Genomic DNA, 18,648 nt, shown 5'->3' on the forward strand with positions numbered 1-18,648 from the left:
CGGCCGGGTGGTCGGCCGGGCTGTCAGTCAGGTGGTCAGTCATCGTGAGACCTCGGGAATGGGTAGGTAGGTCGACGTCCAGGCGGTCAGGTAGGCCAGCAGGTACGGCTGGAGCGGACTGCTGACGGCAGCGGCCCGGAAGTCGATCTGACGGCTGGTGCGGGACAGCACCACGTAGTCGTGGAACCGGTCGCCGATCCGGCGCATCGCCGGGTAGACGGCGCTCGGGATGAACCCGGCGGCCAGGAACGCGTCGAGCCCGGCGGTGTCGGCCAGCGGCAGCAGCGTCTCGACGTAGTCGGCGCCGGCCCGGGTGACGGCCGCCATCAGCGGTTCCAGCGCCCCGGTGAGGGCCGCCGGGGACGGGTGCACCGCGATCAGCGAGCAGCTCGCCGCGACCCGGTCCAGGTCGGCGTAGGCCTCGAACGCGCCGTCCGGCGGGGTGAGTACGGCGTTAGGGACGTGCAGCGGGAAGAACCGCTCCCCCGGATCGGGGAAGAGTTCGAGGAAGCGGCGGCGGACGAAGGCGGGTGCGGTGACCAGCTCCATCGGCGCGGTGACCGGCGCGGTCCGTCCCAGGGCCGGGGCGGGGGCGTCCGTCGGGCGGGGGTGCCCGTAGTCGACGCCGGTGCTCTGCCGGGCCGCCTCCAGCAGCGGGACCAGGGCCCGGGGCACGGCGTCGACGCGCTCCCGGCGGGCCAGGACGCCGTCGGCGTGCCGGGCGAACAGGGCGAGGCTCTCGCACCCGGCCACCTCGACGGCGTTCGGCATCAGGCCGAGCGCCTGGAAGCCGTTGCGGGAGAGGACCTGCTGGGGGCCGGGGGTGACCACCCGGGCGGTCGCGTAGACCGAGTCCAGGGTGCCGGCGGCGAAGGCGTCCGCGCAGACGGCGGCGGTCAGCTGTCCGGCCAGCCCGGCGCCGCGCTGGTCCGGATGGACCGCCAGGCCCACCAGTTTGCCGATCCGGCCGCCGGGGTCGGTCTGCACCGCCACCGAACCGGCCAGCCGGCCGGCACCCTCGGGGCGGGCGGTCAGCCAGTGGGTGTGCGGGTCGTCGATCAGACGGCGCATCTCGGCGGGGTCGCTGCCGAGCGCGACCGGGTAGCCGTGGCCGTAGACGTCGAAGTAGAGCTGCCGCAGCTGCGCGACGTCCTGCGGTACGGCCGGGGCGAGCGTCACGGTCATCGCACGGCCCCGTTCGGCTGCGCGGTGGCGGTGGCGGTGGCGGTGGCGGTGGCGGTGGCGGTGGCGGTGGTGTCGGTGCTCGTGGCCGGCGTCGTGGCCGGGGCCGGTTCGCGGCGGCCGGTCCACCACAGCGCGGCGGCGACCGGCAGCACGCCGACGGCCTGGACCAGGCACAGCGTGCGCGCCGGGAGGTGGTCGCCGAGCAGGCCGAACGCCAGCGAGGACACCGGGAAGGTCGCCCCGAGCAGCGCCTGCATGACGGCGAAGAAACCGGGGCGGTCCTCGGCCGGTACCAGGCGTTGGAACAGTGCCACGAACCGTACGCCGATCACGCCGACGCACCAGCCGGCGACGGCCATCGCCCCGACGGCCGGCGCCTGTCCCACGGCCAGGCCGGGCAGGCCGAGCGCGGCGGCCATCAGGCCCAGACAGCCGGCGCCGACCGCGGTCGGCGAGCCCGGGAGCCGGCCGCCCGTGAAGGAGCCCACCAGGGTGCCGGCGCCGAGGGCCGCCTCCAGCGCGGCGACGGTCGAGCCGTCGGCGTGCAGCACGGTCCGGGTGTACAGCGGCATCACCACGAACACCGCCGTGGTGAACACGTTCGCGGCGGCGAAGCAGAGCAGCACCCGGCGGATGAACGGGAGTCCGGCCAGGATGCGGCGCAGCGGACGCCGGGCGGCGGGCGACGGGACGTCCGCGGTTGCCGGGCCGTCCACGCCCGGGGCTGCGGGGGTGGCCGGGGTGCCCGGGGCTGCGGGGGTGCCCGGGAAGCGGGTCGCGCCGACCAGGGCGGCCGCCAGCAGGTAGGCCCCGGCGCACCCGGCGACGATGCCGGGCAGACCCGCGCCGTCGACCACCAGCGGGCCCAGCAGCCCGCCGGCGAGGCCGGCCAGCGACTGGGTGGCGAGTTCGAAGCCGGTCGCGGCCTCGATGTCGGCGTCCTGGACCAGCTCGGGGACGGAGGTGGTCAGGCAGGGGTCGAAGACCGCCTGGCAGCCCGCCAGCAGCAGCGCGGCACCGTACATGACCGCCATCGGCGGTGTCGCGGTGTACGTCCAGCAGGCCGTGCCGAGCGCGACCAGACCGGCGACGGCCGCGGCGGCGGCCAGCACCGTGCGGTGCGGGCGGCGGGCGATGAGCGCGGCCACCAGCGGGGCCAGCGCCACCGCGGGCAGGGTGCTGACGGCGAGGAAGGCGCCCGAGGCGAGGCCCCGGTCCGGGCCGGCGGCGTAGCCGATCAGCCACCACACCGCGCCGACCTGGAACATCCGTCCGGCGGCCTGGGTGAGGACCTGCGCGCCCCAGACGGCGGCGAAGCGCCGGTTGCGCAGCACGAGCGGCAGGCGGCGGGCGGCCGCCTCGGTCGTGTCGACCGCTTCGGCTGCTCCCGCAGCCCGGGCCCCCGTCACGAGTGCGGCCGTTCGTCGAGGACGCGGATCAGCTTGCCGGTCCGCGGGTTGACGGCGAGTTCGTGCGGACGCACCCACGTGACGGACAGCGGGTGGACGTGGCCGGCGGCGGCCGCCTCCGGGTACAGCGGCCGCGCCGTGTGGACGGCGGTCGTGACGTCGGAGGCCAGTTTGGGGAGCCCGGTGGGGTCCCCGTCGCAGGCCAGCCGCAGGACCAGCCCGTCGCGGCCCTCCCAGCGGCGCACCACCAGCTGGACGCCGATCACCCGGCCGGCCGGGTCGGCGGCCCGGACGAGGTCGAGCACGTCCTGGGTGTACAGCGACACCGGCCCCACCCGTACGCCCTCCTGGGCCCGGCCGAGGATGCGGAACCGGCCGATGGTGACGTCGGTCCACTCCGCGCGGTCCCCGACGGGGTAGCGCAGGACGGGCATCAGCCGTCGCCGCAGGTCGGTCACCACGACCCGGCCCGGCACGCCCTCGGTGTCGATCGGCTCGCCGGTGTGGTCGTCGAGGATCTCCACCACCGTCTCCGGGGTGAACGCCCGGTGCACCCGGGTGTCCGGCCCCGGTACCGGGCGGCCGAGCAGCCCGGCATCGACGGCGGCGTAACCGATCGACGAGACACGGGCGTTGGGGAACACCTTGCCCAACAGCGGCTGCTGGTCCTGGTAGAGGCCCTCGCCGCCGAACAACAGCAGTTCCACGGAGGGGAGTTCTCGGCCGGAGGCCAGGAGGTGGTCGGCCAGGGAGCACAGCGTCGTCGGGGTGCCGGCGACCACCTCGACCTGGAACTGCTCCAGGGTCTGCGCGGTCGACTCCAGGGGCGCCGCCCCGCCGATCGGCAGTCGGACGTTGGAGACGGGCGAGCGGTGCAGCGAGTCGAGGATGAAGGTGTAACTGGCGTACAGGTCGCCCGCGTAGAAGAGGTCGGCGACCCGGTGCCCCGGGCGCAGCCCGGCGTCGACCAGTCCGGCCCCGAAGGAGGTGGTGAACTCCCGCCACTCCTCCCGGCTGTAGAAGGAGAACTTCGGCGAGCCGGTGGTGCCACCGCTCTTGAAGACGACGGCCTCCTCCAGCGGCCCGGTCAGCAGCCGGTTGTCGCGGGGCGTGTTGGCCTGCCAGAACTCGGCCTGCGGGACGACCGGGAGGTCGGTCAACCGCGCGGTCGGGTCGGGCAGGCCGGCGTACAGCTCGGCGTAGAAGGGTGAGTTGCGGCGGGCGAAGCGTATGAGCTCCGCCAGGGGTTGAACGGGCATCAGTTCCTGCTTTTGGGCGTGCGAGGGCGGAGCGAGGTCGTGCGGGTGCACGAGCTCGCCCTACGGGTCGGAGGCGATCTTGGAGCCGGCGGTCGGTGGAATTCGATTCCGGTGCGACGCGGCGGGCCATGGGTTCGGGAAACGGACCGAGCGTGCGCACCGAGGTTCAGTGGTGCGCGGATGGTTCGTCAGCTGATGCGACATCGGGGTCTGTGGGGTCACCCGCTCGCAGAATGCAAGGCTATCACCAGGATATGCCTTCGGAACCCTGGTTGAGTTGTCGTCGAATGGTATGGATACGATCCGAGCCTTCATTGCTGCCGTGTTACGGCGATATGACGCGCGGAGGGTGAGGTGGATCTCCCGGCGGCCGGACGGGGGCGGGGGGTCCGCGCCCCCGTCGGCCGGTATTCGCCATTCAGTTAGTTGAATTGACGACATTTCATGCTCGGACTGCCTGATGGCGGAGCGGATGTCGGAATTGCCGACGGCCTCAGGAGGTGCGGGCGGCCAGGCCCTCGGCGACGGGGGTGAACAGCAGCCCCCAGTTGCCCGGGAGGGCGGCGATCGCGGCGGTGAGGTAGCCGCGGGCGACCGTCCATTCGTCGGGGTGGTGCGACGGGCCGTGGGTGGCGACGGTCTCCAGGCAGTCGTCGACCGTGTCGGCGAAGTCGTCGTCGTCCGGCGCGGCGTGGCCGAGGCGCTCGCAGGCCCGCGCGAGTCCGGCGGGCAGGTCGGTGGCCGGGTCGAGGTCGGTGGCGGCGTCGAGGAGGTAGAGCAAGTGGCCGCCCGGCTCCGGGAGTTCGGTGCGCAGGGCGCCGGTGCGGAACTCCCGCTCGGCGTCGTCGTCGACCAGGGCGGAGGCCTCGGCGGCGTCGGCCACCAGGGCCGCCCAGTAGGCCCGGTCGTGCGGGCCGTCGCTCTGGCGCAGGTGGGCGGCGGCGAACGCGGCCATCGCGTCCGGGTCGTCGACGAGGGGCGAGACGACCAGGTCGCTGCGGTGGTCGAAGGCGAAGTAGTGGCGGCGGCCGTCGAGCGTGAGCGACTCGATCCCGGCGACGTGGCCGACCCGCCCGGGCAGCGGTTCGTGCGGGGAGCCGTCCCGGGAGCCGTGCGGGGAGCCGTCCGGGGGCCTGTGGTGGGACGCGTGCGGGGAGGTCTGGGCGGCGCTGTTGTCCATGGCCGGACCGTAGCGGGGGCCGCCGACAACCCCGGGCGCCGTGCGCTCCCGGCCCACCTGGACGGGCCGGGCCCGGATCCGGCGAACTCGCCCCGGCGGCAGCCGCGTTCGGGCCCGGCCGGGAACGGCCGACCGGGCCCGGGCGTCCCCGTCTCAGAGCCTGACCAGCGCCTCGGGGGTGAGGTCGGCCAAGGTCGGGTAGCCGTCGACGGCCATGAGGAGGTCGGCCTCGGCGAGCAGGGAGCGCAGGACGTGGACGATGCCGTCGGTGCCCTCCAGCGCCAGCCCGTAGGCGTACGGGCGGCCGACGCCGACCGCCGTGGCGCCGAGGGCGAGTGCCTTGACGACGTCGGCGCCGGTGCGCACCCCGGAGTCGAACAGGACGGGCAGGCCGGCCGCGGCCTCGACCACGCCGGGCAGCGCGTCGAGCGCGGGCAGGCCGCCGTCGGCCTGGCGGCCGCCGTGGTTGGAGCAGTAGACGCCGTCGACCCCGCCGTCCCTGGCGCGGCGGACGTCCTCGGGGTGGCAGAGGCCCTTGAGGATGATCGGCAGGTCGGTGAGGGACCGCAGCCAGGGCAGGTCGTCCCAGGTCAGCGGGTTGCCGAAGAGGCCCACCCACTCCAGGACGGCCGCGCCCGGGTCCTCCTCCGGGGCCTTGGCGAGGCGGGCCCGGAAGACCGGGTCGGAGGTGTAGTTGGCGAGGCAGTGGCCGCGCAGCTGGGGGAAGTTGGAGGCGGCCAGGTCGCGCGGGCGCCAGCCGGTGATCCAGGTGTCCAGGGTGACGACGATGCCCTTGAACCCGGCGGCCTCGGCGCGGTGGACCAGGCTGGCGGCGAGGTCGCGGTCGGTGGGCGTGTAGAGCTGGAAGAAGCCGGGGGTGTCGCCGAACTCGGCCGCGACCTGCTCCAGCGGGTCGACGGTGAGGGTGGAGGCGACCATCGGCACGCCGGTCCGGGCGGCGGCCCGGGCGGTGGCGAGGTCCCCGTGGCCGTCCTGGGCGCACAGGCCGATCACCCCGACCGGGGCCATGAACAGCGGCGACGGCAGCCGCAGCCCGAACAGTTCCACCGACAGGTCCCGCTCCTTCGCGCCGACCATCATCCGCGGGTAGAGGCCCCAGCGCTCGAAGGCGGCGACGTTCGCCCGCTGGGTGGCCTCGTCCCCGGCCCCGCCCGCGACGTACGACAGCACCGACGGCGGCAGCGCGGCCTGCGCCCGCGCCTCCAGCTCCGCGAAGGCCATCGGCATCGTCGGCAGCACGCCGCCGAGCCCGTTGAGGTAGATCTCGTTCTGGTAGTCGCCGAAGTGCTGCGCCATGGTTCTCGGGCCTTCCTCGTCGGTGTCGGTCCAACGGTCGCGAAGGTACCCCGGGCACGGCGCCCGTGGGGCGGGTGGTGGGGGTGGGGGGGGGGGGGGTGGCGGGGCCCGGTGGAGGGGCGTGACGGCCCCATTCCCTTGGGCATGTTCATGCTCTAGCTTGTTGGTGGTGGTCGATCTCGCTAGTGATCCTTGGGGAGGATGGAAACCATGCGTCCCATCGCGAACAAGCACCACGCAGAGGCCTGGAACGGTGAGGAAGGCGCCCATCGGGCGGAGAACGCGGACCGGTACAACGCGATCGTGGAGGCCTTCAACGAGGACCTGTTCCGGGGGGCCGCGATCGGCCCCGGGGACCGGGTGCTCGACGTGGGCTGCGGCACCGGGCAGGTCGCGCTGCTGGCCGCCCGGCAGGCGGCCGGGGGGCAGGTGCTCGGAGTGGACCTGTCGGTGGCGTCACTGGCGCGGGCCCGCGCCGACGCCGCCGAACAGGGCGTCGGGAACGTCGAGTTCGCGGAGGGGGACGCGCAGGTCTACCCGTTCCCCGACGGCGGGTTCGACGTCGCGCTGAGCCGGGGCGGGTGCCTGTTCTTCTCGGACCCGGTGGCCGCGTTCGCCAACATCCGGTCCGGGCTGCGGGAGGGCGGCCGGCTGGTGTTCATGGTTCCGCAGGCGGGGTCGGCCGACAGCCCGATCGCGCGGGCCACGTCGGCGCTCGTTCCGCTGATGCGGATCCCGGCGCCCACCGCCCAGGGCATGGACTCGCTGCTGGAGCCGGACCGCATCCGCGAGGTGCTCGGCGGGGCCGGGTTCGACGGCGTGGAGATCGCGCCGGTCCGGGCGCTGATGAACTTCGGCCAGGACGCCGACGACGCGGCCGAGTTCATCCTCGGCCAGGGCGGTGTGCGGATCAACCTCAAGGACGCGGACGACGCGGTCGTCGAGCAGACGCGGCAGGGGCTCAAGGACGGGCTGCTGGGCCACGAGACGGCGGAGGGCGTACTGATCCCCGGGGACGTCTGGCTGGTCAGCGCCGTCCGCCCCTGAGGCCGGAGGCGACGGCGAGGCCCCCGGCCCCGGTTGCGGGTCCGGGGGCCTCGGCCGGTACGGCTGCGGCTGCGGTTGCGGCTACCCGCGGGCCGACCGGGCCAGCAGGGCCTTCTCGTCGACCTTGCCGTTGAGGGTGAGCGGGAGTTCGGGCACGGGCACGTACACGGTCGGCACCATGTAGGCCGGGAGCGTGCGCGCGAGTGAGTCGCGCACGGTCTCCACGGGCACGGCCTCCTCGAGCACGAGGTGGGCGACCAGCCGCGGCGCGGGCGGGGCGGTGTCGAGCAGCACATGGCAGTCGAGGACCCCGGGCAGGCCGCGGAGCGCGGTCTCCACCTCGCCCAACTCGATCCGGTAGCCGTTGAGTTTGGTCTGCCGGTCCAGCCGGCCGAGGTAGACCAGGTCGCCGTCGGCGGTGCGCAGCACCTCGTCGCCGGAGCGGTACCAGCGGCGGCCGGGTTCCACGTCCTCCCGGAACCGGGCCGCCGTCATCGCGGGGTCGCCCAGGTAGCCGAGCGCCAGTCCGGCCCCGGAGACCAGCAGTTCACCGGGGGTGCCGTCGGGGACCGGCCGCAACCGCTCGTCGACGACGCGGACCTCCAGGTCCGGGAGCGGCCGGCCGATGGTGCCGGGGCCGCCGGCCTCGGCGTCGCGCGGCGACAGCCTGGCGCAGGTCACGTGCACGGTGGTCTCGGTGATGCCGTACATGTTGATCAGCTCGACCGCGTCCCCGGCCAGAGCGTACCACGGGCGCAGCGCGCCGGGGTCGAGCCGCTCCCCGCCGAGGACCACCCGGCGCAGCGCCAGCCGGTGCGTCTGCTCGGGGGTGAGGACGGTGCACAACTGCCGGAAGGCGGACGGGGTCTGGTTGAGGACGGTGACCGCCCGGTCGCCGAGGAACCGCGCGAAGTCGGCGGGCGTGCGCTTGGTCCCGGGCGGCACGATCTCCAGCCGGCCGCCGTGGAGCAGGGGGCCGAACAGCTCCCACACCGAGAAGTCGAAGGCGGGGGAGTGGAACAGGCACCAGACGTCGTCCGGGCGGAAGTCCAGGTGCCGCGCGCAGGAGCGGAAGAGCCGCAGCACGTTGTGGTGGCTGACGACCACGCCCTTGGGGACGCCGGTCGAGCCGGAGGTGAAGATGACGTAGGCGGGGGACTCCGGGTGCGGCTCCGCGGAGGGGAGCGGCGGAAGGCCGTCGTCGGCCGCCATCGCCTCGGAGATCCGGACCGGCCGGACGCCGGGCAGCGCGGGCAGTCCGGGGAGCACCTCGTCCTCCGCGAGGAGCGGCAGGGCGAGGAACTGTTCGAGGATCCGGCGCATCCGCTCCGGCGGGCTGTCGGGGTCGACGGGGACGTAGGCCTTGCCAGCCCGCAGGACGGCCAGCACGGCGGTGACCAGGTGGAGCCCCGGCCGGAGCGCCAGGCCGACGTACGGGCCGCGGGCCGTCCGCCGGAGGTGGGCGGCCAGGCTGCCGGACACGGCGTCGAGTTCGGCGTAGGTCAGCTCCCGGTGGCCGTCGCGGACGGCGACGCGGTCGGGGTGGTCGGCGGCGGCGCGTCGGAAGGCGGCGTGGAGGGACGTCGGCGCGGTGCCTGGCTCTTCGGGTGCAGCGGACAACGAGGACTCCTTCGGGAAGGCGGCCCGGTTCGTATTTCACCGGTATTTCGACGTCTTTGCTGGTCAGCGAGCCCGAGGTGATTGTAGTTCGGGCCGGTGGCCGTCGTCTCGGGTTTGACGCGACGGGAATCGCTTCCGGTGGCATCGGTGACACCGGGAACGGCGGTGGCCCGTGGGGTTCCTGACGGCTCCTGGGCGGGGGAGGGTTAGCCGGGTGTGCCGGGTGGTGGGGGATGTATCGGGATTGACTGACATGGTCATGAATGTTAATCTATTGAAGATCATGGAACTGGCGAGTCGTGAACCGCCCTTCTGGTCCGACCGTCGTACTTCATTTGCTATCGGATTTCCGGCACCTGTCGAATCCTGGGCGAAAGTGGGGTCATGGGGTCATGAAGGTGTGGATCAACGGCGAGCTGTTCGATCCGGAAGAAGCTTCGATATCGGTGTACGACCACGGCCTGATCGTGGGCGACGGCGTCTTCGAGACGGTCAGAGCCGGTCACGGCCGACCCTTCGTCCTGACCCCCCACCTGCAGCGCCTGGCGCGCTCCGCCGAGGGCCTCGGGCTCCCCGCCCCGGACCTGGACGCCGTCGAACGCGGCGTCCGGGACGTGCTCGCCGCGGCCCCCGCGTGGGCGGTCGGCTGGATCCGGATCACGCACACCAGCGGCGTCGGCCCGCTGGCCTCGAACCGCGGCGACCAAGGGCCCACCACCGTGGTGGCCGTCGCGGAGGGATGGTCGTTCCCGGCCCCCGCGGACGTGGCCGTGGTGCCGTGGCCCCGGTGCGAGAACGGTGCCCTCGTCGGCTTGAAGACCACGTCGTACGGCGAGAACGTCAAGGCCCTGGACCACGCCCGGCAACGGGGGGCCGGCGAGGCGGTCTTCGCCAACCTGGCCGGGAACCTCTGCGAAGGCACGGGGAGCAACGTCTTCGTGGTCGTGGACGGGAGGCTGACGACCCCGCCGCTCTCCTCCGGGTGCCTGGCCGGAATCACCAGGGAACTCGTCCTGGAATGGTCCGGTGGCGAGGAGGCCGACCTGCCGATCGAGCAGTTCGCGAATTGCGAGGAGGCATTCCTGACCTCCACCACGAGGGACGTCCAGCCGATTCGACTGGTGGACGGAAAAGCGCTCCCGGCGGCACCCGGACCGGTCACCTCCCGGGTGCGGGAAACCTTCGCCGAACGCAGCGCGAAGCTGCTGGAATCCTCCTAGAACCCCCTTCCTCCGACAAGGCGTTCCACCCCGGGAAACGGTGTTCCGTCCCCGCCGCCGACCCGGGTGACATTCGCGCGCAGAAATACCGCCAAGGCGTTCCGGCAGAACTCGCCGCGAACTCCGTCGGCGTGCCCGTTCCTTCGTCAGCGCCGGAGCTCGGCCGAGGAGAGAGAATGCGACTGCCTGGCCGTGGAACGAGTCATCCGTTCTTCGTGGATGCCGTCCTCGCACACGCCCGCCGGGATCCCGACCGGACCGCGGTGGAGTCCGACGGGGGCCGGCTGACCCGCCGGGAGCTGGCGGTCCGGAGCGGAGAGCTGGCCGCCGTCCTGCGCGGCGCGGGAGTCGTCCCGGGCGACCGGGTCGCCATGATCGTCGGCCGCGGGGTGGAGATCGCCGTGGCGCTCCTGGCGACGCTGCGGGTCGGTGCGGTGTACGTGCCGGTCGACGTCTCGTGGCCGGACAACCGGATCCGTACGATCCTGGCGGACGCCCGGGCCGCGGCCGTCGTCTGCGACGGGGACAACGGGCGGCGGGACTGCTTCCCCTCCGGGCAACTGCTGCTCGGCATCGGCGACCACGAGGCCGACAGGGCAACGGACTTGACGGCGGCGGACTCCACGGCAACGGACTTCGCGCCGCCGGACCCGACGGTGGCGGACTTCACGCCGGACGGCTCCCACCCGGCGTACATGATCTACACCTCGGGGAGCACCGGCCGTCCGAAGGGCGTCGTGGTGCCGCACGGGGCGCTGGCCGCCCGCCTGGGGGCCTTCGAGCACGTCTTCCGGCTGAGCGGACGGGACCGCTTCCTCGCCCAGTCCTCGGTGGCGTTCGACGCGAGCATCCTCGACCTGTTCCTGCCGCTGGCCCTCGGCTGCCGGACCTTCATCGCCTCCGACGCCCAGCGCCGCGATCCCGACGAGGTGCGGGGCCTCCTGGAGTCCCGCTCGCTGAACGCCACCTTCGCCACCCCGACCCAGTGGCGCTCCCTCGTCCTGGTCGGCTGGCAGGGCGGCCCCGACATGCGGATGCTGTCCAGCGGCGAGGCGATGCCGCCCTCGCTCATGGAACAACTCGCCCGGCGCGGAACGGTGTTCAACGCGTACGGGCCGACCGAGGCGACGGTCGTGGTGTCGGTGGCGGACCTGCGCGCCGGGGACGCGGTGCACCTGGGCACGCCGCTCCCGGAGGTGGAGCTGAGCATCGAGGACGAGGACGGGACTCCCGTCACCGAACCCGGGCGGGCGGGCGAGCTCTTCATCGGCGGCCCGCACCTGGCCACCGGGTACTGGAACAACCCGGAGCTGACGGCGGAGAAGTTCGCCGGCGGCCGGTACCGGACCGGCGACCTCGCCTCCTGGAACGCCGACGGCTGCCTGCTGTACCACGGCCGGGTCGACGACCAGGTGAAGGTGCACGGCCACCGGATCGAGCTCGGGGAGATCGAGGAGGCCGCGCGCTCGCTCGGGCTCGTCGACGAGATCAAGGTCGTCGTGGACGACGGGGACCCGGTACGGCTGGCGGCGTTCTACACCCCGGCGGGACGGACCCCGGCCGAGGTCCGGGCCGGGCTGGCCACCGAACTCCCGGCGTACATGGTGCCCGCGGTGTGGACCGAGGTGGCGGCGCTGCCGCAGGGGACGACCGGAAAGGTGGACCGGCAGGCCCTGTTGGCACTCCTCGACCGGCGCCCGACCGGTGGAACCGCAACCGTGAGCGCGCACCGACCCGCGGTCGGAACCGCGCAGGAACCCACCGGCGGAGCCGACGACGGGCCCGCCGCCGTCGAGGCGGCGCTGCTGGACATCTGGCGGGACGTCCTGGACGAACCCGGCCTGACCGCGGAGAGCGACTTCTTCGCCAGCGGCGGCAACTCGGTGCTCGCCGTCCGCACCGTGAGCCGGGCCCGGGAGGCCGGCATCTCCTACCGGATGTCGGCGCTGTTCGCGAACCCGACCGTCCGGGAGCTGGTGACGACCGGCCTGGCGGTGCCCGGGGCCGCCCCGGGGGAGGGCCGGTCACCGGCCGGGGCCCCGGAACGCTTCGCCCAGCTGCCGAACGCGGAACAGCTGCTGCGCGGCGGCGGGTTGGACGTCGCGCGGGTGCAGGACGCGTACCCGCTCAGCTCCGTCCAGGAGGGCATGCTGGTGCGGTCGCTCACCGCGCCGGAGAGCGGGGACTATCTGATCCGCATCCTGTGCGACCTGCGCGGGGAGCTGGACCAGGAGGCCTTCCGCCGGGCGTGGGAGGAGGAGGTCGCGAGCCAGGACCTGTTGCGGTCGGTGTTCGCGTGGCACGGTCCGTTCCCGTTCCAGGCCGTCCTCGCCGGGCCCGTCCTGCGCTGGGAGGCCCATGACTGGCGGGAGTTGGGGCGGCGGGCCGCCGAGGAGGCCTACCAGGAGCTGAGCGCGGCCCGCTTCGAGGAGGGGCTGGAGTTCGACGCGGCACCGCCCCTGCGGCTCGACCTGATCGATTTCGGCGCAGGGGCCGCCCGGCTCCTGCTCACCTTCCACCACCTGCTCCTCGACGGCCTGAGCATCCCGCTGCTGCTCCGGCGGGTCCTGCGCCGCTACGACGGGGACCCGGCCGTCGCGGGGGAGCCGGTCCTGCGGTTCGGCGACTACGTGTCCTGGACCCGCCGCCCCGCCGGAGAGCCGGCGCAGGCGTTCTGGCGGGACCACCTGGGCGGTAACGGCGGGGAACCGGCCGCGTCCCTGGTGGCCGACCGACCGGACGGTGGCGACGGCGGCCACGGCCACGGGGCCGACGGCGCGCACCTGTCGACCGCCCTGCACCTGGACCCGGACCGCTGGTCCGCCGTCGTCCGGCGCTGCCGCCGGGCCGGGATCACGCCGAGCAGCCTGGTGCAGGCCGTCTGGTGCCGGGTGGCGCAGGCCTACACCCAGGCCGACCGGGTCGTCTTCGGCCTGACCCAGGGCGGGCGCGGCCTCCAGCCGGCCGGGGCGCAGGAGGCGGTGGGCACCTTCGTGGTCACCGTGCCGGTCGCGGTCGTCCCGGGCGCCCACGACTCGCTGACCGCGGTCGCCCGCTCCGTGCAGGAGGCCAACGCCCGGACGGCGGAGCTGGACCACGTTCCGCTCAAGGACCTCCAGCGGATGGCGGGGGCGGGCCCGGACCGCCCGCTCTTCGACTGCCTGCTCTCCTTCGACCGGGAATGGACCCCGCTCACCGTCGGGCGGCTGTCGGTGGTCGCAAGCGAAACGCTGGAGACGACCGAGTACCCGGTCACCGTCAACGTGCTGGAGGGCCGGGACGGCGGCTGCGAGGTGCTCTTCGCCTTCGCGCGCGGCGCCGTCAGCGCCTTCCGGGCGGAGGGGGTGAGCGGACTCTTCGAGCGCCTGATCGGGCTGTGGGCGGACGGCGCCTCCGACCTCCTCCCGGAGCTGCCCGGCGCACCGGCTCGCGATGCGGAACAGCCCCCCGGGAACGCGCGGTTGTACGTGCTGGACCGGACGTTGGCCCCGGTGCCGCACGGCGCACCGGGGGAGCTGTGCCTGGCCGGGATCGTGCCGGCGGGCCAGGAACCGGCGGGCCGGCTCGTGCAGGCCCCGTGGGCCGAGGGGCAGTGGCTGATGCGCACGGGGCAACGGGCCCGGCTGCGCCCCGACGGGACGGTCGAGCACCTCGGCGTGCTCGACGCCCGGGGGCCGTCCGAGCAGGAACCCGAGGCAACCGCTGCCGCTACCGCTGCCGCTACCGATCCCGCGCCCGACACCCCGCCCGACGCCCGCCCCCGGACCGAGGCCGAGCACGCGATGGCCCAGGTCTGGCGCGAGGTCCTCCGGGCGGAGGCCGTCGGACGCGACGACAGCTTCTTCGCCCTCGGCGGCGACTCGATCCTCAGCCTCCGGGTGCTGGCGCTGGCCCGCGAGGCCGGCTGGACGGTGGAGCTGCGCGACCTGCTCCGCACGCCCAGGCTGCGCGACTTCGCGGCCACCGCCGGCCGGACCGCCACCGTCGACGGTTCCGCGTCCCCCACCGAGTCCGGCCGCCGCCCCGGCTCCGAGCTGCTGACGGAGGCCGACCGGCGCGCCCTCCCGGCGGGGATCGAGAGCGCGTTCCCGCTGACCACCCTGCAGTCCGGCATGGTCTACCACACCCAGCTCGACCGGACCGGCGCGATGTACTGGGACGCCTTCGTCTACGAGATCGAGGGCCGCTTCGCCACGGAGGCGTTCCGTGCCGCGCTCGCCGGGCTGGTCGAGCGCCACCCCCTCCTCCGGGCCCGCTTCGAGCTGGCCGCCTTCCGGGAGCCGCTGCAACTGGTCGAGCGGGCCGTCGAGCCCGCGCTGACGGTGGCGGACTGGCGGGCGGTGCCGGACGCCGTGCGGCGCCGGCGCCTGACGGACTGGCGGAACGACCTCTCGGCGCCCTTCGACGCCCAGCGGGCACCGCTGTTCACCGTGGACGTCATGCTCCTGGACGAGGGCCGGTTCGCCGTCGGGCTGCGGCTCCACCACGCGATCGCCGACGGCTGGAGCCTGGCGTCGATGGTCACCGAGCTGCTGCTCGACTACCAGCGGCGGCTCACCGGGGAGGGCGAGCCGATCGCGGCGCCCCGGGCCGACTACGCCGAGTTCGTCGCGCTGGAACGCGCCGCGGTGGCCGACCCGGACCAGCGGGCGTTCTGGTCCTCCTACCTGGGCGACGCCGAGACCGTACGGCTGCCGACCCGCCGCCCGCTGCGGGACGCCGACCGCCTCGGCACCCGCGAGCTGCGCAGGTACGCGCTCCCCCGGGAGCTGGTGGGCGCGCTGGACGCGCTCGCCGCGGAGCTGGACGTACCGGTCCGGCAGCTCTTCCTGGCGGCCCACTTCCGGGTGCTGTCGATGATCTGCGGGCAGACGGACGTGGTCTCGGGGGTCGTCATGAACGGCCGTCCGGAGACCCTGGACGCGGACCGGGTGGTCGGCCTGTTCCTCAACGCCGTCCCGCTGCGGCTCGACCTGCGCGGCGGCCGGTGGCGGGACCTGGTGCGCGCGGTCGCGGACACCGAACTCGCCGTCGTGCCGCACCGCCGGTACCCCGTCTCGGAGATCAAGCGGCACTGCGTCTCGGGCGGCCTGTTCGACGTCGCGTTCAACTACGTGGACTTCCACGTCTACACCCGGGCCGCCGAGCAGCTGCGGGCGGTGCGGATCCGCGGGATGGAGCACCGCGACGTGATGAACTTCGCGCTCTGCGCCACCTTCTACCGCGGCTGGCCGTACGACAGCGAACTCACCCTCGCCCACGACCCGGACTGCTTCACCGCCGAGCAGATCGACGACTTCGGCCGCTACTACCTGGCGGCGCTGACGGCCATGGCCCGGTCCGGCGACGCCCCGTACCAGGCGCCCCTGCTGGACGCCGCCGAACGGGACGGCCTCGCCCTGGCCGGCCCGCCGCCGGCCGACCGCGCCGCGCTCCTCGACCGGGTGTGGGAGCACGCGGCCCGCACCCCGGACGCCCCGGCGGTCACGGACGCCACGCGCACCCTCGGCTACCGCGAGCTGGCCGAACTGACCGCGGCCGTCGCGGCCGCCCTGCGGGAGGCGGGCGCGGGCCCCGGCGACGTGGTCGGGGTGAAGGTGCGCCGGGACGCCCGGCTGCCCGCGGCCCTGCTGGGCGTCATGGCGGCCGGAGCCGCCTACCTCCCGCTCGACGGCCGGGCCCCGGCCGACCGCGAACGCTTCCTGCTCGACGACGGCGGGGCCGCCCTGGTGCTCTGCGACGCGGACACCCGCGACACCCTGCCCGCGGGCACCCGCACGCTGGACCTGGACGGGATCACGCCCGCGCGCACCCCCTGGCCCGGCGCCGCCCCGACACCCGACCCGGAGTCGGCCGCCTACCTGATCCACACCTCCGGCTCCACCGGGCGGCCCAAGGGCGTCCTGGTCCGGCACCGCAACCTGGACAACCTGCTGGCGGGGATGGCCGGGAGCCCCGGCCTCGGGGCCGCCGACCGGCTGCTCGCCACCACCGCCGTCGGCTTCGACATCGCGGCCCTGGAGCTGTTCCTGCCGCTGCGCCAGGGCGCCCGGGTGGTGGTCGCCCCGGACGCCGTCACGCGGGACCCGCTGGCCCTGGCCGGCCGGCTGGAGGCGCACGACATCACGGTCATGCAGGCGACCCCGTCCCAGTGGGCGCAACTGCTGGACGCGGGCTGGCGCGGGAAGGCCGACCTCAGGGCGCTGTGCGGCGGCGAGCCGCTGCCGGGCCCGCTGGTGGCGCCGCTGCGGGCCGCCTGCCGCGAACTGTGGAACATGTACGGCCCCACGGAGACGACCGTCTGGTCCTCCTGCGCCCGGGTCGAGCCGGGCGAGCCGGTCCGGCTCGGCACGCCCACCGCCGACACCCGGATGTACGTGCTGGACGCCCACCTGGCCCCCGTACCGCGCGGCGTGGCCGGGGAGTTGTGCATCGCCGGCGGCGGCGTGGCGGCCGGCTACCGCGACCGGCCCGGACTGACCGCCGAGCGCTTCGTCCGCGACCCGGCCGACGGCGGCCCGATGTACCGGACCGGCGACCTCGCCCGGATCGACGAGCACGGCCGGGTCGAGTACCTCGGACGCCTCGACCACCAGGTCAAGATCCGCGGGCACCGGATCGAACTCGGCGAGGTCGAGAACCTCCTCGAACGGCACCCGGACGTCGGCAAGGGGATCGCCGCGCTGCACCGCCACCCCGAGCGCGGCGGGGAACTCGTCGGCTACGTCACGCTCGCCGCCGGCGCGCTCGCCCGGCGCTCCGCCGCACTGCACCGCGCCCAGGTGGCCCACTGGGAGGACGTCTGGTCCTCGGTCTACTCCGGCGCCGACGGTGCCGAGGCTGCCGAAGCCGCCCCCGGACTGCTCAACCTGGCCGGGTGGAACAGCAGTTACACCGGCGGGCCGATGCCGGACGGCGAGATGCTGGAGTGGATCGACACCACGGTCGAGCGGATCCGGTCGCTGGGCGCCCGGCGGATCCTGGAGATCGGCTGCGGCACCGGCCTCCTGCTGGGCCGCCTGGCCCCGCACTGCGACCGCTACGTGGGCACCGACGTGTCCGCCGCGGCCCTCGACCGGGTCCGCGAAGGCGTGCTGTCCGCCCCCGGACTCGCGGGCTGCGACGTGCGGTTGGTGCAGGCCCCGGCCGACGATCTGGGCCGGCTCGGCGACGAGCGCTTCGACCTGGTGGTGCTCAACTCGGTCGTCCAGTACTTCCCCAGCCGCGCCTACCTCGACCAGGTGCTCGCCGGGGCCGTCGCGGTGCTCGACGGGGCGGGCCGGGTGCTGGTCGGCGACGTACGGCACCTCGACCTGGCCGCCGCGATGTACGCCTCGGTCGCCGACCACCGCGGCACCCTGGCGGGTTCGACGGTCGAGGAGGCGGTGGCGCACGGACGGTCGCAGGAGAAGGAACTCCTGCTCGCCCCGGGCTACTTCACCGGTCTTGCGGAGCTCGGCGTCACCCGGGCCGAGGTCCTGCTGCGCCGGGGAGCCGTCCACAACGAGCTGACCCGCTTCCGCTACGACGCGGTGCTGCACGTCGGCGCGACCGCCCCGACCGTCGAGGTCGACTGGATCGAAGGGGCCGACGGCCGGACCGACGGGGGTGCCGGGCCGCTCGAACTCGCCGCGCTGGAGCGCCGGTTCGGCACCGGCGCGGCGTTCGGCCTGCGCCGGGTCGCCAACGCGCGGCTGGCCCGGGAACGGCTCCTCCTCGGCGGCGAGGCCGACGGCGCCGGGGTGCCGGAGGCGGACGTCGAGGTGCTCAGCGCCCTCGCGGAGCGGTACGGCTACCGGGCCCACGCCAGTTGGGCCGCCGAACACCCGCTCGGCGCCTTCGACGTGGCCTTCGTCCCGCACACCCTGGCGGGCGTGCCCGACGTCCCGGTGGCGCCGCGCCGCGACCGCCCGACCAACACGCCGCTGCTGGCGGAGCTGGAGCGCGGCCTGGTCGCCGAACTCCGTGCGACCCTGGCCGCCGAGCTGCCCGAAGCCGCCGTGCCCACCCAGCTGGTGCTGCTGGAGGCGCTGCCGCTCACCCCCAACGGCAAGGTCGACCGCGGGCGGCTGCCCGACCCCCGCTCGGCACCGGCCGGCGACGCGTACGTGGCGCCGCGCAACGACGCCGAACGGCGGCTGTGCGAGCTCTGGGCCGACCTGCTCGGGGTGGAACGCGTCGGCGTGCACGACGACTTCGTCCGGCTGGGCGGCCACTCCCTGCTGGCCACCCGGCTGATCACCCGGGTCAACCGGGCCTTCGCCCGGGACCTGCGGCTGCGCGACCTGTTCGCCACCGCCACCGTGGCCGGGCTCGCCGCGGAGATCGAACGGCGTGAACCGCCCGCCGATGACCGGGCGGCCGAACGCCCCCGGATCCAGCGCCGACGGCGTGCTGCCCGATGACCCCAC

General features: G+C 74.5%; 9 protein-coding genes. 3 read left to right on the top strand and 6 right to left on the bottom strand.

The window, feature by feature from the left end:
- Positions 1-39: 39 nt before the first annotated feature.
- From ACFXPX_RS01500 to ACFXPX_RS01520, 5 genes are all read right to left on the bottom strand, one after another.
- Positions 40-1,185 carry a GNAT family N-acetyltransferase gene (locus ACFXPX_RS01500; protein WP_380639095.1) on the bottom strand — a complete coding sequence of 382 codons (1,146 nt, stop codon included), beginning with the start codon at positions 1,183-1,185 and terminating at the stop codon, positions 40-42.
- Entirely contained in the window at positions 1,182-2,594 is a 1,413-nt protein-coding gene (locus ACFXPX_RS01505; protein WP_380639097.1) for an MFS transporter, read from the bottom strand. Before ACFXPX_RS01505 ends, ACFXPX_RS01500 begins: the two co-directional genes overlap by 4 nt.
- A complete protein-coding gene (locus ACFXPX_RS01510; protein ID WP_380639099.1) occupies positions 2,591-3,853 on the bottom strand; it encodes a phenylacetate--CoA ligase family protein in 1,263 nt (420 codons plus the stop codon). The genes ACFXPX_RS01505 and ACFXPX_RS01510 overlap by 4 nt, the downstream gene beginning before the upstream one ends.
- 493 nt (positions 3,854-4,346) lie before the next feature.
- Positions 4,347-5,033 (bottom strand): hypothetical protein, encoded by a 687-nt coding sequence (locus ACFXPX_RS01515; protein WP_380639100.1) that lies wholly within the window; start codon positions 5,031-5,033, stop codon positions 4,347-4,349.
- A gap of 153 nt (positions 5,034-5,186) precedes the next feature.
- Positions 5,187-6,350 carry an alpha-hydroxy-acid oxidizing protein gene (locus ACFXPX_RS01520; protein WP_380587249.1) on the bottom strand — a complete coding sequence of 388 codons (1,164 nt, stop codon included), beginning with the start codon at positions 6,348-6,350 and terminating at the stop codon, positions 5,187-5,189.
- Between the two features lie 210 nt (positions 6,351-6,560).
- Between ACFXPX_RS01520 and ACFXPX_RS01525 the strand changes: the two genes are divergently transcribed.
- Complete coding sequence (locus ACFXPX_RS01525) at positions 6,561-7,397, top strand: class I SAM-dependent methyltransferase (RefSeq protein ID WP_375890326.1); 837 nt, start codon at positions 6,561-6,563, stop codon at positions 7,395-7,397.
- 81 nt (positions 7,398-7,478) lie between these two features.
- Here ACFXPX_RS01525 and ACFXPX_RS01530 read toward each other — a convergent pair whose 3' ends face one another.
- Positions 7,479-9,017 carry an amino acid adenylation domain-containing protein gene (locus ACFXPX_RS01530; protein ID WP_380639103.1) on the bottom strand — a complete coding sequence of 513 codons (1,539 nt, stop codon included), beginning with the start codon at positions 9,015-9,017 and terminating at the stop codon, positions 7,479-7,481.
- A gap of 392 nt (positions 9,018-9,409) precedes the next feature.
- On the opposite strand from ACFXPX_RS01530, the gene ACFXPX_RS01535 reads away from it, so the two are divergent.
- The gene (locus tag ACFXPX_RS01535) at positions 9,410-10,237 is read left to right on the top strand and encodes an aminotransferase class IV (RefSeq protein ID WP_380529504.1); all 828 of its coding nucleotides are present in this window, start codon (positions 9,410-9,412) and stop codon (positions 10,235-10,237) included.
- 176 nt (positions 10,238-10,413) lie between these two features.
- Complete coding sequence (locus ACFXPX_RS01540) at positions 10,414-18,642, top strand: amino acid adenylation domain-containing protein (RefSeq protein ID WP_380639105.1); 8,229 nt, start codon at positions 10,414-10,416, stop codon at positions 18,640-18,642.
- Positions 18,643-18,648 lie beyond the last annotated feature (6 nt).

The sequence above is a fragment of the Kitasatospora sp. NPDC059146 genome, assembly GCF_042786665.1.
Taxonomy (GTDB): Bacteria; Actinomycetota; Actinomycetes; order Streptomycetales; family Streptomycetaceae; genus Kitasatospora.

Excerpts from the sequence above, each read along its gene's own strand:
- ACFXPX_RS01510 (WP_380639099.1), bottom strand. The coding sequence starts at position 3,853 with ATGCCCGTTCAACCCCTGGCGGAGCTCATACGCTTCGCCCGCCGCAAC.
- ACFXPX_RS01500 (WP_380639095.1), bottom strand. The coding sequence starts at position 1,185 with ATGACCGTGACGCTCGCCCCGGCCGTACCGCAGGACGTCGCGCAGCTG.
- ACFXPX_RS01540 (WP_380639105.1), top strand. The coding sequence starts at position 10,414 with ATGCGACTGCCTGGCCGTGGAACGAGTCATCCGTTCTTCGTGGATGCC.
- ACFXPX_RS01535 (WP_380529504.1), top strand. The coding sequence starts at position 9,410 with ATGAAGGTGTGGATCAACGGCGAGCTGTTCGATCCGGAAGAAGCTTCG.
- ACFXPX_RS01520 (WP_380587249.1), bottom strand. The coding sequence starts at position 6,350 with ATGGCGCAGCACTTCGGCGACTACCAGAACGAGATCTACCTCAACGGG.
- ACFXPX_RS01515 (WP_380639100.1), bottom strand. The coding sequence starts at position 5,033 with ATGGACAACAGCGCCGCCCAGACCTCCCCGCACGCGTCCCACCACAGG.
- ACFXPX_RS01525 (WP_375890326.1), top strand. The coding sequence starts at position 6,561 with ATGCGTCCCATCGCGAACAAGCACCACGCAGAGGCCTGGAACGGTGAG.